Genomic DNA, 16,216 nt, shown 5'->3' on the forward strand with positions numbered 1-16,216 from the left:
AAGCCAGACATGGATATAGAGAATGTCAGAAACGCCAACTCGCCAGGCGCCTCCCAAGGATCGACGGGCGTCTCCGGTTCCGGTCCCAGCGGCAGGTTGCACACCTTCGACGGCCTGGCAGCCGCCGTGCTCGACAAACGAGGTGCGGTGGTGCGGTGGACCGGAACAGCGGCGGACCTGACGGGATTCCCCGCGGAGAAGGTCTGCGGCCGGCCCGTGCGGGAACTGGTGGCCGACCTCCCGGACGAACTGCGTGGCGCCGCGGAGATGCCGGAATCCGGCCGGGTACGGCTGTGGCACCAGTGCGGCGACACCATCGATGTCACTTTCCGGACCACAAAGGTGGAGGGCTCCGCGGAGGTCCTCGTCCTGGCGGCACCCACACACCACGTCGCCGACCACGAGCAGGGCGCAGCGCTCCTGCGCGCACTGTCCGCACAGAACCGGATCACGATCGCCCTGCACGACACGGATCTCACCACTGTGCAAACGAACGCCATGCCGGGCACTCTCGACGGCCGTCCAGTACAGCCCGGCGCTCGGCTGTGCGACGTGCTGTGCGCCGAGGACGCCGAGAACCTCGAGGCAGTACTGCGTCAGGTGCTCGAGACGGGTGTCCCGGTGGTCCGCAGAGACCAGCAAGTGAGCTGGCGGCACGATCCGGCGCAGCAGCACACGCTGTCGCTGTCCGCCTTCCGTCTGGAGGACGCGCGAGGACGCCCCACGGGGGTCGCTGCCCTGTACATCGACAGCGCCGACCAGCTGCGTGCCCGCCGTCATCTGGATCTCGCCCGCGAGGTGGCCGAGCGAGTAGGAGGATCCCTGGATGTCGTGCGCACTGCTCAGGACCTTGCGGACGTTCTCGCACCCGCGTTCGGGGATCTCGCCGCAGTCGACCTTGCGCACTCCGTTTTCGACGGGGAAGAACCCTCGAAGCAGCTGGGCGGTGGAGAGATGAGCAACGCGGCCATGGCACCGGCCACCGCAGTGTGGCCGTCCGGCATCAAGCGCGGCGACCCCATCCCGCCCCTTCCCGACCACCCGCTCATGCGCAGCGTCCGACACGGCGAGACAGTCGTCTTCGGCCTTGACGACTTCATCGCCATGGTCAGCGACCCGCAGCTGGTCGAGTATCTCGTCCCGAAGGACGCCCATTCGGTGATGGTGGCACCGTTGCATGCCCGAGGGCTCACGCTCGGCGCCATATCGGCCTGGCGCTGCGGCCGATCCGACCGCTTCACCGAGGACGAGGCGGATCTCATGAAGCAGATCGCCTCACGGGGTGCGCTCGCCATCGACAACGCCCGCCGTTACACGCGCGAGCACAGGGCGGCCGTGGCAATGCAGCGACGCCTCCTTCCCCCGGCCACGACCGACACTCCGGCAGCCGAGACCGCCGGCGTCTACTTGCCCGCAGGCGGCGGAGCGGGCAGCAGCGGCGACTGGTACGACGCCATTGCTCTGCCCTCTCTCCGGCTGGCCCTTGTCGCCGGAGACGTGGTCGGCCACGGCATGCCCGCAAGCGCCACCATGGGCCGCCTGCGCGCCGCCATCCAGACGCTCGCGGACCTGGAACTCGAACCGGACGAGTTGCTCACCCGGATCGCGGACCTGATCCAGCGCCTCGCGGCCGAAGCCCCACCCGGCGACCACGACATCGTCGGCGGCACATGCCTGTACGCGGTCTACGACCCGGTCACCAGGCGCTGCGCCATAGCCAGTGCCGGGCACCCGCCACCCGTCCTGGTCCGGCCCGACGGGACCGCCGAAGTCGTCGGGATCTCCCCGGGGCCACCACTCGCCCTCAGCGGCATGCCGTACGAGACCACCATGATCGACGTTGAGCCGGGCAGCGTCCTCGCTCTCTACACCGACGGCCTGGTCGAACGGGGCGACCGCGATCTCGGCCAGGGTCTGCGGCACCTGACGGATGCCCTTGCCGCGTCCTGCCGTCCGGATCGTGCCCTGGACGAAACCGGCCGGGCTCTCCTCGCCGACCTGGCAGACCAAGTGCCGCGCGACGACGCGACCCTGCTGCTGGCCCGCACCCGCGCCGTCCCAGCGGCGGACACCGCTCACTGGGAGATCCCGGCCGACCCGGCCGCCGTCTCCAAGGCCCGAGAATGGGCAACCCGCCAACTCACGATGTGGGGCCTGGACGACCTCCTCTTCGCCACCGAACTCATCGTCAGCGAACTGGTGACGAACGCCATCCGCTACGGTCGTCCGCCGATGGATCTCCGTCTGATCCGCCACAACGTCCTGGTGTGCGAGGTCACCGACTCCAGCAGCACCCAGCCCCGCCTGCGGCGTGCCCGCACAACCGACGAGGGGGGACGCGGCCTGTTCCTCGTTGCTCGACTCGGCGGACGATGGGGCTGCCGCCATGGCCAGAACGGCAAGACGATCTGGTCCGAGCAAGCCATCCAGGGTTGCGCCTGAAGCTACAGCTCACCGAGGTGGGTCGCGGCAAAGTCACCCACAGCTCTGATGTCTCTCGACCCGGTGTGCCATGACAGCAGTCACCCGAGGCCGGAGTCTGCGAGCAGGAGCAGCCTCCCACCTCGTGGCCGCGGCGCGGCTCGGCTCGATGGAGGCGCAGCGACCGGAATCAGGTGCCATCACCAAAGCTGGGCTTGGCATTGATCACAGAAGAGACGTCGACGACCACGACACTCGCACGTTCCTCCGGCACCCCGGTAGCGATCAGGGTGGCAATGACGAGAGGTGAAGTAGCTGCTGATCATCGCCGGGCTGACCCGGTAGATCTCCCCGCTGGTCATCACACCGTCCTGCAGTTGCCAATCCTTTTGGCCGACGCCCGGTTCGGGTTGGGCCCGCGGTGACACACGTGCGCGTGCGGGCTCTTGCAGTCGACGGTCATCGCCGACAGGTCGGCGTCGCTGCTCATGGGCGGACCTCGTCCTGAGTGGGCGCCCGGTCTTGCGCGATTGGGCGGAGACGGGCGAGCAGGTCGCGTCTGCCACGGACGGACAGACCGAGTTGGCCTGCGCGTTTGAGATCGATCATGCCGTTGAGCAATCCGAGGACGGCACGGGGCGGTCCGTCCAGGACGAGGTCCGGGTCGGTGGCACGACCGAGCCGGGTGTGGATCTGACCGCTTCGCAGCTCGATGACCGCCAACTCGTCGGACGCGATGAGTTGAATGACTGCGGGTGGGGCGTCGGGGTCGGCGTCGGTGGTGAACCACGCCGGGGCGTAGGCCAGCCACTGTGCTTGGAACGCGTCGTCCGGCCGTTCGACGGCCATGAACCGCAGACCCCACAGCCCGAGCGCCTTCAACACAGGCTCCAGCTCCAGACCCGTCTCGCTCAGGGAGTAGAGGACGGTGGCGACCGGCGGCGGCGCGTCCTCGCGAGTGATCAGTCCGGCGGCCTCGAGTTCCTTGAGGCGACTCGACAGCAGGTTCGCCGCGACGCCCGGCAGCCCGTTCTTCACGTCCGTGAACCGGCACGGGCCCCGCAGCAGCAGCTCCCGGACGACCAGCAGCGTCCAGCGGTCCCCCACGACGTCGAGGGCCCGGGCGATCGAACAGTACTGGCCATAGCTCCGCATACGCCAAGCCTAGCCCGTGATTAGTTTATTTTCCAAATCATGCAGTAGAAAAAATCAACTACATGTGAGTAATCTTCCACCATGGCTGGTACACCATCGAAACCGCTCGTCCTCGTCGCGCTATTGATGGCCTCGTTCGTGATCAACCTCGACACCACTCTGGTCAACGTGGCACTGCCGACGCTGACGCGTGAGCTGGGTACCTCCACCGCGCAGCTGCAATGGGTTGTGGATGCCTACAACCTCGTGTTCGCCGCTCTGCTGATGACCTCGGGGAGCCTGTCCGACCGCTTCGGCCGCAAGGGCATACTCATGGCCGGTCTGCTGGTGTTCGGCGTGGCCAGCTTCGTCGGGGGGTACGCCAACACCTCGGCGGAGCTGATCGGGGCCCGGGCCGTGATGGGCCTGGGGGCCGCAATGACGTTCCCGGCCACGCTCTCGCTGCTCACCGGCGTCTTCACCAGCCGCAAGGAGCGGGCGTTGTCCATCGGCCTGTGGGGCGCGACCGCCGGTATGGCCATCGCGCTGGGGCCGATCGTGGGCGGCTTCCTGCTCGAGCACTACAGCTGGTCGAGCATCTTCTACACCCTCGGCCCGGTGTCACTGGCCGTCATCGCCCTGGCGGCACGGTTCGTCCCCAGGTCGCAGAACCCTGTCCCGCACCGCCTGGACTTCCTGGGCCTTGGCCTGTCCGGCGGTTTCATGGGGCTGCTCGTCTACACCATCATCGAGGCCCCGGAGCGTGGCTGGGCATCAGCGGCGTCGCTCGTCGGCTTCGCCGGTGCCGTGGTCCTGCTGATCGCGTTCATCGTCGCCGAGCGCCGCACCGACGACCCGATGCTCGACGTGCAGCTCTTCAAGGACATGCGCTTCAGCGCCGCCAGCGCCGCGGTCACGGTCGCGTTCTTCACCCTGTTCGGGTTCATCTTCCTGATGACGCAGTTCTTCCAGTTCGTCCGGACGTACAGCCCCCTGTCCACCGGCGTCCACCTGCTACCGGTCGCGGTCTCCGTTGCTGTCGGATCCACCCTCGGGACGCGGCTGGCGGTCCGTGCCGGCACCAAGGCGATCGTCACCGCCGGGCTGGCCCTCCAGGCGATCTTCTACTTCTGGGTCGCCAGCGACATTTCCCCGACACTCAGCTACGGGATCATCGCCATCCAGATGGTCGTCTACGGCCTGGGCATGGGCCTGACCTCCGCCCCCGCGACCGAGTCCATCATGGGAGCAGTCGCAGCTGACCAGGCCGGCGTGGGATCCGCCGTCAATGACTCCACCCGCCTGCTCGGCGGAACCCTCGGTGTCGCGGTCATCGGCAGCGTGTACGCCTCGCTGTACGACGCGCGGCTCAACACCACGCTCCCAGCGACACTGCCCCCCGCGCTGACGGACCTCGCCCATCAGTCCGTCGGGGCAGCGGTCGGCGTCTCCAGCCAGCTCGCCGCCCACGGCCAGGCCGCCGCGGCCGACGTCGTACGTCAGGCCGCGACCGGCGCCTTCGACCACGGTCTCAGTGTCGGGTGCGTCGTGGCCGGAGTCGTCGCGGTCGCCGGTGCGCTGCTCGCCGGCGTCTTCCTGCCCGCTCAACCCCCGCAGCAACCCGGACCGGAACACCAGCCAGCGGAGCTCGCCGACACCCCCAGCAACCGAAAGGACCCGGTGCTATGACCTACGGAGAAGCTGCCGTCCGCCAGACCATCGACCGACTCCTGAGCGACCATCGCGATCTCGACGCCTCGGCCGACGGAGCCCTGGACAACCTCGACCAGTTCCACATCGGTGGCGCCGACGCGGTCGAACGGCTCATCCCCACCCTCGCCCTCGCGCACGGTGGTGTCGTCCTGGATGTCGGCTCCGGATTCGGCGGACCCGCGCGCCAGATCGCCCGCCGCACCGGCAATCACGTTGTCGGCATCGACATCACCCCGGCCTACGTCGACGCCGCACGCGACCTCACCGCCAGGGCCGGACTCGGCGACATCGTCGAGTTCCACGCGGGGGACATCGCCGGCTTCCAGCCCGATCCGGCCTTCGATGCCGCGCTGACCATGCACGTCCAGATGAACGTGCGGGACAAGACCGCCTGGTTCCGTCACATCGCCGAACGCATCGCCCCCGGCGCGCGCCTGGCCGTCTGGGAAGTCTGCCAACCACACCAGGCTGACCTGCCCTGGCCCATGCCCTGGTCACTCGACGGCGCCGACAGCTACGTCGTGTCCGCCGAAACACTGCTCGCCTGCGTCAAGGGCGCGGGGTTCGCCACGGTCGAATGGACGAACGAGTCGACATGGGTCCAGGACTGGATCGCCAAGACCTTCGCGAACGGCCTGCCCGCCGGACCCGCACTACCGATGCTCCTCGACGACGGCTATACCCGCGTCATCAACTACGCCACCGCCCTAGCAGGCGGCTCCCTTGAAGTCTGGCGCGGCTGTTTCACCAAAGACACCGACTGACTCACGACCGGCTCCCGTGCCGACCGGCGCACGGCGACGACGAGGCCCTGCACCGACGCTCTGGACCCAGCGTGCCCACGACATTACGGGACCCAGCAATCGCGGATGCCCTCACGGACCGCATCTTCGTGAGCCAGATTTTCCGGTCCGGTGACCTGGGCTTCGCCGAATTGTCTCATTCTCGGGCCGCGCCATCCTGTCTCAGGATCTTGGCCCTTGAGCTCTGATCCACGGACTCCTCGACGGTCCGATACGTTCGCGCCGCAGCCCCCATCCGCTCCCACGCAACTGTTCGACTTCGCCTGAGCCTCATCAGTCGTTGCACGGATGTGTGGGCATGCTGATCGACGAGGTTCTGGGCTGCTCAAGCCGCACTGTAACGAGCTGGTCATATCGCTCGGCGAGGTCAGCCTTCAACCAGGAGCAGCGTGCCCGGATGCAGATCTACACGGAGAGGGATCAATGATGGCGATTCTTGAAATTTTTCAGGAGTTCTCATCACATCTACGCGGCTGCGCCCAGGTAGCGAGTGGGATCGCTGAACCAGAGTCGTCGGGAGAAGTCCACGGCGACCAAGGCCCTGGTGACGACCTGGCAGATCAGGACGATCGGGAACGTGGAAGGGCCGAGCAGGGAGGGGACCCAGTAGGTGGTCAGGCCCTTCGAGGAGCACCATGCACCGGGCAGGCACAGGAGCCAGAGCGCGGTGCCGACGATCGGTGCGACCCACTTGGTGGGCGTGAGCAGATCTCGGGCAGTGGTCCGAAACCCGCGGATCGCCGTTATCTCCCCCGCGGTGCCGAGGCCGAGCCACCACGGGCCGAAGGAACCGTTGCCGAGCCAGCTGATGAACCAGATACCCGCCCAGGCCAGAAGGACCTGAAGGAGGTAGATAGTCGCCATCCATGCCGCCGCGGAGGCGGCGAACTCGCCGACGTACTGGGCGATCACCCGGTAGGGCATCCGGTAGCGGCGTGGTTGGTCGGGACGGAAGTCACGCAGGAGGTGTATCTCGCGCCAGACGGTTCTCACCAGCGCGCCGGAGGGGTCCAGCGCACGCAGGGCGGGTGCCGCGGCCAGCAGGTAGGACGAGAAGGTTGTCGTGCGCCGGAACTGGGCGCCGATGCCTGCTGTTTCTGCAGCGGCGGGCCCCGGCGGAAACGGTGGAACTGCTCGCGCTGGGTGGCGGCGTCGACGATCCTCTGCCGGTCGGGTCCGGAGGGGAGGGCCGCGCCGAGATCAATGAGGTCTCTGACTTGAGACGCCGTGGGGTTGGTGCTGATCAGCGTGAGCAGGCGGGTGATGTGTCCGGGTGACAGTCGACCTGGGTGCTGAGCCATGTGCGAGGTGAGTCTGTCCACCATCCATGGGTGATCGGGCGAGGCAGTGTGGGACTCGGCGGCGGTCAGGGCCGCGTCGATCAGTTCGGGCCGCCCGGTGGCGATCGCAGCGAGTGTCGCGCTGAACCGGATGGTGGTGTCGCAGTCGTCGCGGTCCGTGCCAAGTGCGGTAGCGAGCAGTTCCACCCCGCGCGGATCGTTGATCTCTTCCAGCAGTCGGAAGAACAGCCGTGCCGTGGCGGTGCGTTGGCCGGGGCCGGGCCGGGTGGCGTCGTAACGTCCGAAGGCGGTCAGAGCGGCCTCGTGGACCAGCCGGCGCATCCCGTCGGACAGCTGTGGCGTGCCGTCGTCGCATTGGGTGGTGTGCCATTGGCGAATCCCTGAGGAGAGTGCGGCGACCTCGAGGTCCGGGCGTTCGACGTCGGTAAGCCAACCGAGGATGCGGCGGAGGAACGTTTGGTCGTCGTACAGGAGGGCGGGCCGCATCATCAACGTGCAGGCGTGGGCGAGTTCCTCTGGTAATAGGAGGCGCAGATTGGTCGCCTCGCCGGCCCACCGCAGTCTGCGCCGAGCGGCGCGGGGCCGCCCGGCGGCTCGCAGCGCGTCCGCAGCCAGGGCCAGGGCGGCGGGGCTCTCGAAGTCGACGGTGTTGAACCGGGGCGGAAGACGCCGGACCGAGTAGGCCAGACTCCGTGCCCGGCGGGCGAGCCCGGCACAGGCCAGATGGCAGGCGAGACTCGCGCGAACGACAGGCGGACTCGCGTGCCCCCTCAGTCGGGAACGGATGAGCTTGAGGCCCTCGATGTCACCGGCCCTACTGCGCAGTGACGCGGCTGTGGTTGCCAGTTCGAAGGCGCCATGGGCCCCATCCAGCGAAAGGTCCAGTGCCTTGGCCCACTCCAACTGAAGTTGGTCCGCTATGTAGGTGGTGAGGGAGGCGTTCGCGTCCTGGGTGGCGTCCAGTTCACCGGCTGCCGACAGCAACGCGGCGACGGCCGCGCCGCGCTCGGCGGGCAGACCGGAGACCTCGTGCAGGGCGCGGGCGAAGCGGGCGGACGCCTGGTCCGAGGCGCCGACGCGGTGGAGTGCCAGCGCGCACCGAGCGTGGGCGATGCAACGGATCACCCGGTTCTCCAGGTGCCCGGCGCGGAGTTGGGCCAGACTGTACGGCCCGCCGAGCGCCTCGGCCAGGCCGTAATGGTGATTGACGGACTTGTATCCCTCCAGGTGGGTCGGGCCCCACTGACGTCGGTTGCGGCGGCGGGACTCCTCCTCGGCCATGCGCGCGATTCCGTGGTCCAGGCGAGTCGATGTCGATCCGCCAGTCGGCGAACGGGACGCTCATACGCACGGTCCGACCACTCGCTATGGAGGTCTGGTCCATCACACCCGTGATCGTCGGTGTGTTTATCCCCGCGCCCCGTGTGCGCCTCCGAGGAGCTGTGTCATGGAGCCGCTCCAGGGCGTCGAGGGCCCACCGTGCCTGATCGTGATCGCCGGCTTCGGCCGCCCCGATGGCGAACGCGGCGTAGGCGGAGAGCTGCCTGCCTGAAGCGACGTACGCGGGCTTCGTGCGCGCGTGCTCGCTCTGTTCGTCGATGAGGTCTTCTCTGATGGACTGCAACGGCCCGTCCTCGCCCCGGGAACGCCATTGGTGCAGCCCGTGATGACGCCGGTCATGCACTCGGGAGTGCCGCGCCCGGACGGGTCGGCCGGCGTGGCGGCGATGTCGTCATGGGCCACAACTGGGGCGCGTCCGGTGTCGCCGGGGCAGCGGATGGTGCCGTCGTCGCCGGCGGGCACGATCCACGGCGACACCACTCTGCCCTCCCCGCAGCCTCAGCCAGCCCTCCCTGCCTCTACGGCCAGGTCGTTGTCGACTGTGTAGTAGGGGCGCAGGATGGCACCGCCGACTGTGACCGGTGGGTAGACGAACACCTCCTTGCGGTCCGCCACGTCGTCGAGGAGACGAGCGACCCGGATGAGAGGTGCTTCCGATGCCGGCTGGATGAAGACGTCCCAGACGCCGCTCCCGGCGCTCACCTCGGCGGCCAACTCCTCGTAGTCGACCGTGAAGGAGAAGCTTCGGTCGTCGTTTCCGGCCCGTGGCTCCAGTGCGCGTACCGTGCCGCCGTCCCGTCGGCGCAGGCGCACAACGGCTCCCTCCAGGAGCGGGGTGCCGTGCAGGCGTGCGCCGACCGTCATCGACCGGTCCGTGACATTGATGACGTCGACCTCCGCGTGGGCGGGGCGCAGCCAGGCTCGCACGGCGAGGTATCCGTCCTTGGTGACGTACGGGATCCGGACGGCCAGTGGTGAGGGCCAATCACGGAGGTGTCCCACAACGAGTGCCCGCAGATCGCGAAGGCCTGGGCGCACACGCTGCCGCTCGGAACTCGGGTCCCGGAGCAGGTAGACATCCCACCGGCCCTCCGGGAGAACGGGTTGCGGGCCAAGGGCGGCGCGTCGGCGACCGTCGGCGGCGGGCTCCAGGTCGAGGGTAAGGAAGGCCTTTTCGGACTGTCCTTTCTTCGGGCGCCAGCGCAGCAGCAGCTGCTGTCCGTCGGCCGGCCCCGGCGGCAGGTCGAAGGTGATCCGGCCGTTCGCATCGACGGCGCAGCCAACGCGTGGTTGCCCATTGTGTTCCGTGCTCACCGCTGTCCCCTCCGAACCATGCGCAGTGCGTGGCCGGCCGCGGTGAATGCGGCATCGCGGGCGGCGAAGCCCTGGCCGGCCAGGACGCGGTGAACGCGGGCGCGTTCTTGCGCGATCGGTCGCCCTGCCCTTCTCGCCGAGACCGCCTCGGCGAACAGCCGCTCGGCCTGCTCGACCACAGGGCCGGGAGCGAACCGCCGCGCGTTCTCCAAGGCCGAACGGCCCGCACGACGGCGCAACTCGTCATCACGGACCAGGTCCAGCAGGGCAGCGCCCAGCGCGTCACGGTCCCCGACCGGCACCAGTCGGCCGTCGACGCCGTCTTCGATGATTTCACCGGGTCCATAGGGGCAGTCGGTGCTCACCACTGGCAGGCCGCAACGCATCGCCTCGACGATCGTCATGCCGAACGGCTCGAAGTTGGAGGCAGCCGCGCCGATGGAGCCCTTGACCCACTCTGCCTCCATTGGGGTCGCCGCCCCCATCAGGAAAACGTTGTTCCACAGACCGAGATCTGCGATGAGCTGCCGCAGCCGAGCGTGCTCCTGGCCCTTGCCGTAGATGCGCAGATGCCAGTCCGGGTGTTCTGCAGACACGACTGCGAAGGCCTCGATGAGCAGGTCGTAACGTTTCACCGGGACCAGCCGGCCGGCTGCGACGACCACCTTCGCGGCACCGTCCGCGGCCGGCAGCGCCGGATCCGGCACGCTGTTCGGGAGTGCCTCCACCCTTACACCAGGCAGCCTCATCTTGCGCCGGTAGGAGGCGGCGTCCGCCTCGGTCACCGTGGTGAGCGCGTCGAGCCTGCGGTAGGCCCGGCGCAGCGTGTTGCGCAGCCGTGGCGGGTGGTTGTCCAGGGTGAGATGCTCCTGGCCGATGCGCACGACGTGTCGCGGAGCCTGGAGCGCGAGATGCACATTGAGCCCCGGCCGCGTACCGATCACCACGTCGGCGTCGATTGAGGCGAGACATCCGCCGATCCGCTGGTCGGTCAACTCGCTGTACTGCAGGTACCGGTACTCGGCGCGGGGGAACACCCTCGCCGGTCTCAGATGCAGGGGATGCTCCTTCTCCTGTCTGAGGTCCACCAGCGGCCGCAGCGACACCCTCGGGTCCAGGGTCAAGTTCGGGTGCTCCCGGTGCCGCAGCACAGAGACGATCTCAACCTCGTGGCTCTCGGCCAGGGCGTGGGCCAGGTTGAAGGTGGTGGTGATCGTTCCTCCGATCCCGTAGGCATTGTGGAGCAGGAAAGAGATCTTCATGGCGGCTTAGACCATGACAACTCCCTTACAGTTGCTTCCTGTTACCGCTTCGTAGTGGCCGCTCGATGCGCAGGGAGGCATTCGAGGCGATGGCTGCCAGGCAGCAGGAACTCCCGCGCCGAGCGTCACTACGTCACCTCGGCCTGCTCGGCCCCGTTGATCGGGACGCGACCGCAGTGGCCTGCACACACAGGAGGGCGTTGGGACGGGCGCGGTCGTGGGCTCCCCGGGCCGCTCGTCGGCCAGGGAGCGTGACAGCCCAAAGGCCGGCACGGCTCGCTCGACGCACCGCTGCCGAACGCGACGGATTTCTGGTCAACTCCTGTATTCCGCCTTGACGCTGCCGCACTGCTCAGTGGAGAGGGCCCACACCCGCGGCAATCGAGAAGTGTGGTCCGCTCCTACTGGCGGGTGACCGCCACGGTTCTACGGTGCAGCGGACCGCCCGCTCCGGGGGACGACCGGGGCGGCGTCCGCCCCTCGTCCCCACACCACGGGAGGACCGCATGTCGGCTCGTGACCGCACCCGTATCTCCTGCTGGGCCGGGCTGCTGGCCCTGCTCCTCGCCCTGTTCGCCGTGCCGCAGAGCGCATCGGCGGCATCACTCACCCAGGTGACCGGCTTCGGCTCCAATCCCGGCAACCTGTCGATGTACACCTACGTCCCCGACAACCTGCCGTCCGGCGCCCCGGTGGTCGTGGCGCTGCATGGCTGCACACAGAGCGCGAGCGACTACTACAGCCACTCCGGCTGGCCCAAGTACGCCGACGCCTACGGCTTCGCACTGGTCTTCCCTCAGACCTCCAGCGCCAACAATTCCAACTCGTGCTTCAACTGGTACCAGTCCGGGGACTACACCCGCGGCCAGGGCGAGGCCCTGTCCATCAAGCAGATGGTCGACTACGCCACATCGCAGTACGGCAGCGACCTGGGCCGCGTGTACGTCACCGGACTGTCCGCCGGCGGCGCCATGACTTCCGTGATGCTCGCCGACTACCCTGACGTCTTCGCCGGCGGGTCCATCGACTCCGGCATCCCGGCCGGTTGCGCCACCGATCTCAGCAGCGGACTCACCTGCGAGTACAACCCGGTCAGCAAGACCCCGCAGCAGTGGGGCGACCTGGTCCGCAGGGCGTCGGGCGGCTGGAGCGGGCCCTGGCCGCGGGTGGCCGTCTGGCAGGGTTCCGGTGACTCGACCGTCAACCCGGCCAACGCCACCGAGTCCCGAGACCAGTGGACGAACGTCTGGGCCATCGGACAGACCCCGTCCTCAACCACCACACTCACCGGCGGGACGACCCAGGCCGTCTACAACGACGCCGGCGGGAACCCAGCCGTCGAGACCTTCACCGTCGCCGGCATGGCCCACGGCCTCGCCGTGAACCCCGGCTCCGGGGCCGACCAGTGCGGCACGACCGGCACGTACTACCTCGCCTATATCTGCTCCAGCTACTACACCGCGAAGTTCTGGGGCCTGGACGGCACCTCCGGCGGCGGCACCGGCAGCCTGCCCGCGCCCAGCGGCTTGTCAGTCACGGGCACCACGGACAGCAGCGCCTCACTGTCGTGGAACGCCGTCAGCGGCGCCGCGTCGTACAACGTCTACCGCGGCGGTACGAAGACGGGCTCGACCACCTCCGCCTCGTACACGGACACCGGACTCTCCCCCGCCACCGGATACAGCTACTCCGTCGCCGCCGTCGACTCATCAGGCAGGGCCGGCGCCGCCTCGGCGGCCGTGTCGGCAACCACCACCGGCTTCCAGCCGCAGTGCTTCACCGCCAACAACTACAACCAGGTCGCCTCCGGCCGCGCCCACCAGAGCAGCGGCTACACGTACGCGAACGGCTCCGACCAGAACATGGGCCTGTACAACACCTTCATCACCCACACCCTCGAAGAGACCTCCACCGGCTACTACGTGATCGCCGACTCCGGCTGCCCCGCCTGACCGGCCTGCCCCTGCTCGCCGCACCATCGTCGGTGAGCAGGGGCGCTGCCGGACGCCGCGCTCTTCCCCCTGCTCCGGAGCGCTTCTCGTCCGAGTTGACTGCACTTCGACACGGTCCTCCCCTCCTGCCCTCACTGTCAGCGGCCGGATGTCTCTCCGCGTATCGGCTCGCGGCGGGCCCATCCGCACACGCCTTCTGGTTCGGTGGGTGACCGACCGCTGTCGGGCAGTGAGGCAGCCGCCGACTGGAGAGCGGGCTGGTGCTGCCGGGGTGACCATAGGAGGTGTGAAGGAAGCGCAGCCGGCAGCCGCCTTTGCCGGGCGGCTCCGGGAGCTGACCGCGGCGCCCTTTCTGTTCGCAGGCAGCGGCATGTCGTGGCGCGGCCCGGGGCTCGCAGGCCGGGAAGAGCTGCTGGAAGACCAATGCGCCGACTTTCTCCGGCCGCACGCCTACTACCGTGCCACGGCGGGCGCGGGTCTGCCCGGTGTCGCACGTTTGAGCTCGGGACGTCCAGGAGCTGCGGTGGTCCGATCCGTACGCCGCTCAACCAGTCGGCAAGGAGCCGGCGGACCCCCGGTCGGCTCACAAGGTCCCCCCGCTCCGCCCACGCCCGGTGAGCTGGAAACCCCCAATCTGGTGGAGCTGGTCAGCTTCTCCCCCTCCTCGACCCTGGCACGTACCAGCTCGATGAGTTGTGGAAGGGGCTGGCGGAGCACAAGGATGACCGCGGGACGGGGAGCACGCACAAGATCGACTGCCACATGCGCGTGTGCCTCTCCGACCTGAAGCACGGCCCGGACTCTGCCCACAGGGGAGGTGCGGGATGAGAGAACCGAACCCGGTCGAGGAACTGATCAGCGGCGCCGCACAGGACGCCGGCGGCTGGCTCGGCGCACTGCCCGTGGCACAGGTGGCCACCAGCGCCGACGGAACGATCGTGCGCTGGAACCGGGCCGCCGTCGAACTGCTCGGCTTCACCCCGCAGCAGGTGATCGGACGGCACATCGGCGAGCTGTTGCACCCGGGCGCGGACCGAAGCCTTGGCCGGTCTCTGTGGGAGGCGGCGGCCGGCGGACGGGGGGTGATGGGCACGGTCACCGCCTGGCACCAGGACGGACACCCCGTGGAGCTGGAGATCTGGGCAAGTCCCGTTCCCGACCGGCGTGACGACGCCTCCGCGATCCTGGTCTTCGCCGCCGAGGCCCACACGGCCCGGCGTATCCGCGGATCGTCGGCGGTATGGGACGGATTGTTCGCCCGCTCCCCGGTCGGTATCGCTGTCCTGGACACACAGCTGCGATTCCTCCGGGTCAACCCGGCCCTGGAGCAGATGAACGGACTGCCGGAGTCGACACACGTCGGCCGGCGCCTGGCCCAGCTGCTGCCCGAGGTCAACGCCGAGGACATGGAGGAGGCGATGCAGCAGGTCCTGGACAGCGGTGAGTCGGTCGTGGACCGCCGCCACATCGGCCGCACGCGGGCCGACCCCGACCGTGACCGGGTGTGGTCATGCTCCTACGTACGCGTCGAAGACCCCGGCGGCCGGGCCATCGGCGTCATCGCCTCCCTGCTCGACATCACTGACCAGCAGCGCGCCCATTCCGAAGCCGAAGCAGGACGGCGCCGGCTCGCTCTGCTCAGCGAGTCGTCCATCCGGATCGGCTCCAGCCTGGACCTGGAGCGCACCGCCCAGGAACTCGCCGACCTCGCCGTTCCCCACCTCGCCGATGCGGTCACCGTCGACGTCCTGGACACCCTCGCCCACGGCGACGAACCCGGCATGGGCCTGACCGGCGGTGTCGCCCTGCGCCGCCTGGGCAAAGCCCCGCTGACCGGCTCCGCGGTCGCTGATGTCCTCGCCCCGCTCGGCCGCACCCTCGACTTCCCAGCGGCCGCCCCCTACACCCAGGCCCTCGCCGGGCGCCAGCCGTTCCTGCTCGCCCGCCTCGACGAGAAGGCCATCGCCCCCGCCGCCCGCCACACCAGCAAGCCGGCGCAGCTGCTGAAACTCGGCGTGCACTCGTTCATGATGGCCCCGCTCGTCGCCCGGGACCTGGTGCTGGGCGTGGCGACCTTCTATCGCACGCGATCCGTCGGTCCCTTCACCTCCGAGGACGTGACGCTGGCCGGTGAGCTGACCGCGCGTGCCGCCCTCAGCATCGACAACGCTCGCCTCTATCACCGCGAGCACGACACCGCGCTCACCCTGCAGCGCAGCATGCTGCCTCAGCACATCACCCCTCCGCCCGGGATCGAAGTCGCCCACCGCTACTTGCCCGCCAGCGACGTCAACGAGGTCGGCGGCGACTGGTACGACGTGCTGCACCTGCCCAGAGGCAGAGTGGCCCTCCTCATCGGCGACGTCATGGGCCACGGCACCCAGGCCGCAGCCGTCATGGGACGGCTCTCCGCCAGCGTCCGGGCACTCGCCCGGCTCGACCTCGAACCCGAGGACCTGCTGTACCAGTTGGAAGCAGCCCTCGACGATCTCGCCGAGCCGATGCTCGCCACCTTCCTCTACATCGTGATCGACCTGACGACCGGCCGCTGCCGCATGACCCGCGCCGGCCACCCGCCGCCCGTCACCGTCAGCCCCGGCGGCACCGTCCACCTGCTCGACCTTCCACCCGGCACCCCACTCGGTGTCGGAGGCACCCGCTTCACCACCACCGAGACCACCCTGGAACCGGGCAGCATCCTCGTGCTGTACACCGACGGCCTCATCGAGTCCCGCGGCAGCGACATCGACGAACGCCTCGCTGAACTGACCCATCTGCTCGCCCAGCCCCACCCGTCCCTGACGGGACTGTGCGACAACCTGCTCACTCACCTCGCGCCGGGCTCCGCCGACGACGACATCGCCCTGCTGATCGCCCGCCTCCCCGGCGGCGGAACCGACCCACACCTGAGCATGGAAGCGCGCGCACCCCTTCCTCGTTGACCCTCCGCCCCAGGCGGACACAGTCGCCCAGCT

Annotated in this window: 10 protein-coding genes; 5 read left to right on the forward strand and 5 right to left on the reverse strand. The window is 68.8% G+C overall.

What is annotated here, in order from left to right; all coding sequences use genetic code 11:
- Positions 1-9: 9 nt before the first annotated feature.
- On the forward strand, positions 10-2,442 hold the full coding sequence (locus AB5J50_RS02530; protein ID WP_369254472.1) for a SpoIIE family protein phosphatase: 2,433 nt from the start codon (positions 10-12) through the stop codon (positions 2,440-2,442).
- Positions 2,443-2,907: 465 nt separating this feature from the next.
- Here the strand turns inward: AB5J50_RS02530 and AB5J50_RS02535 are convergent, their stop codons facing one another.
- Positions 2,908-3,576, reverse strand: a complete 669-nt coding sequence (locus tag AB5J50_RS02535; protein ID WP_369254474.1) for a winged helix-turn-helix transcriptional regulator — start codon at positions 3,574-3,576, stop codon at positions 2,908-2,910.
- A gap of 81 nt (positions 3,577-3,657) precedes the next feature.
- Here AB5J50_RS02535 and AB5J50_RS02540 point away from each other — a divergent pair, with 81 nt between their 5' ends.
- Both AB5J50_RS02540 and AB5J50_RS02545 read left to right on the forward strand, forming a co-directional pair.
- Positions 3,658-5,244, forward strand: coding sequence for a DHA2 family efflux MFS transporter permease subunit (locus AB5J50_RS02540; RefSeq protein WP_369254476.1), 1,587 nt, complete (start codon positions 3,658-3,660; stop codon positions 5,242-5,244).
- Positions 5,241-6,032 carry a class I SAM-dependent methyltransferase gene (locus AB5J50_RS02545; protein WP_369254478.1) on the forward strand — a complete coding sequence of 264 codons (792 nt, stop codon included), beginning with the start codon at positions 5,241-5,243 and terminating at the stop codon, positions 6,030-6,032. The genes AB5J50_RS02540 and AB5J50_RS02545 overlap by 4 nt, the downstream gene beginning before the upstream one ends.
- 504 nt (positions 6,033-6,536) lie before the next feature.
- Here AB5J50_RS02545 and AB5J50_RS02550 read toward each other — a convergent pair.
- The 4 genes from AB5J50_RS02550 to AB5J50_RS02565 all read right to left on the reverse strand — a co-directional run bounded on the left by AB5J50_RS02550 (position 6,537) and on the right by AB5J50_RS02565 (position 11,289).
- Positions 6,537-7,064 (reverse strand): hypothetical protein, encoded by a 528-nt coding sequence (locus tag AB5J50_RS02550; RefSeq protein ID WP_369254480.1) that lies wholly within the window; start codon positions 7,062-7,064, stop codon positions 6,537-6,539.
- On the reverse strand, positions 7,061-8,653 hold the full coding sequence (locus AB5J50_RS02555) for a hypothetical protein (RefSeq protein WP_369254482.1): 1,593 nt from the start codon (positions 8,651-8,653) through the stop codon (positions 7,061-7,063). The genes AB5J50_RS02550 and AB5J50_RS02555 overlap by 4 nt, the downstream gene beginning before the upstream one ends.
- Positions 8,654-9,211: 558 nt before the next feature.
- Positions 9,212-10,027 (reverse strand): hypothetical protein, encoded by an 816-nt coding sequence (locus tag AB5J50_RS02560; protein ID WP_369254484.1) that lies wholly within the window; start codon positions 10,025-10,027, stop codon positions 9,212-9,214.
- Positions 10,024-11,289, reverse strand: a complete 1,266-nt coding sequence (locus AB5J50_RS02565) for a glycosyltransferase family 4 protein (RefSeq protein WP_369254486.1) — start codon at positions 11,287-11,289, stop codon at positions 10,024-10,026. Before AB5J50_RS02565 ends, AB5J50_RS02560 begins: the two co-directional genes overlap by 4 nt.
- A gap of 506 nt (positions 11,290-11,795) precedes the next feature.
- Between AB5J50_RS02565 and AB5J50_RS02570 the strand changes: the two genes are divergently transcribed.
- Entirely contained in the window at positions 11,796-13,241 is a 1,446-nt protein-coding gene (locus AB5J50_RS02570; protein WP_369254488.1) for a PHB depolymerase family esterase, read from the forward strand.
- A gap of 824 nt (positions 13,242-14,065) precedes the next feature.
- On the forward strand, positions 14,066-16,183 hold the full coding sequence (locus AB5J50_RS02575) for a SpoIIE family protein phosphatase (protein ID WP_369254490.1): 2,118 nt from the start codon (positions 14,066-14,068) through the stop codon (positions 16,181-16,183).
- The last annotated feature ends 33 nt before the right edge of the window (positions 16,184-16,216 follow it).

This window comes from Streptomyces sp. R35 (assembly GCF_041053035.1).
GTDB lineage: Bacteria > Actinomycetota > Actinomycetes > Streptomycetales > Streptomycetaceae > Streptomyces > Streptomyces lutosisoli.

Bases quoted from the DNA above. Each gene is read 5' to 3' on its own strand.
- AB5J50_RS02555 (WP_369254482.1), bottom strand. From the start codon at position 8,653: ATGGCCGAGGAGGAGTCCCGCCGCCGCAACCGACGTCAGTGGGGCCCG.
- AB5J50_RS02565 (WP_369254486.1), bottom strand. From the start codon at position 11,289: ATGAAGATCTCTTTCCTGCTCCACAATGCCTACGGGATCGGAGGAACG.
- AB5J50_RS02540 (WP_369254476.1), top strand. From the start codon at position 3,658: ATGGCTGGTACACCATCGAAACCGCTCGTCCTCGTCGCGCTATTGATG.
- AB5J50_RS02535 (WP_369254474.1), bottom strand. From the start codon at position 3,576: ATGCGGAGCTATGGCCAGTACTGTTCGATCGCCCGGGCCCTCGACGTC.
- AB5J50_RS02575 (WP_369254490.1), top strand. From the start codon at position 14,066: ATGAGAGAACCGAACCCGGTCGAGGAACTGATCAGCGGCGCCGCACAG.
- AB5J50_RS02530 (WP_369254472.1), top strand. From the start codon at position 10: ATGGATATAGAGAATGTCAGAAACGCCAACTCGCCAGGCGCCTCCCAA.
- AB5J50_RS02545 (WP_369254478.1), top strand. From the start codon at position 5,241: ATGACCTACGGAGAAGCTGCCGTCCGCCAGACCATCGACCGACTCCTG.
- AB5J50_RS02570 (WP_369254488.1), top strand. From the start codon at position 11,796: ATGTCGGCTCGTGACCGCACCCGTATCTCCTGCTGGGCCGGGCTGCTG.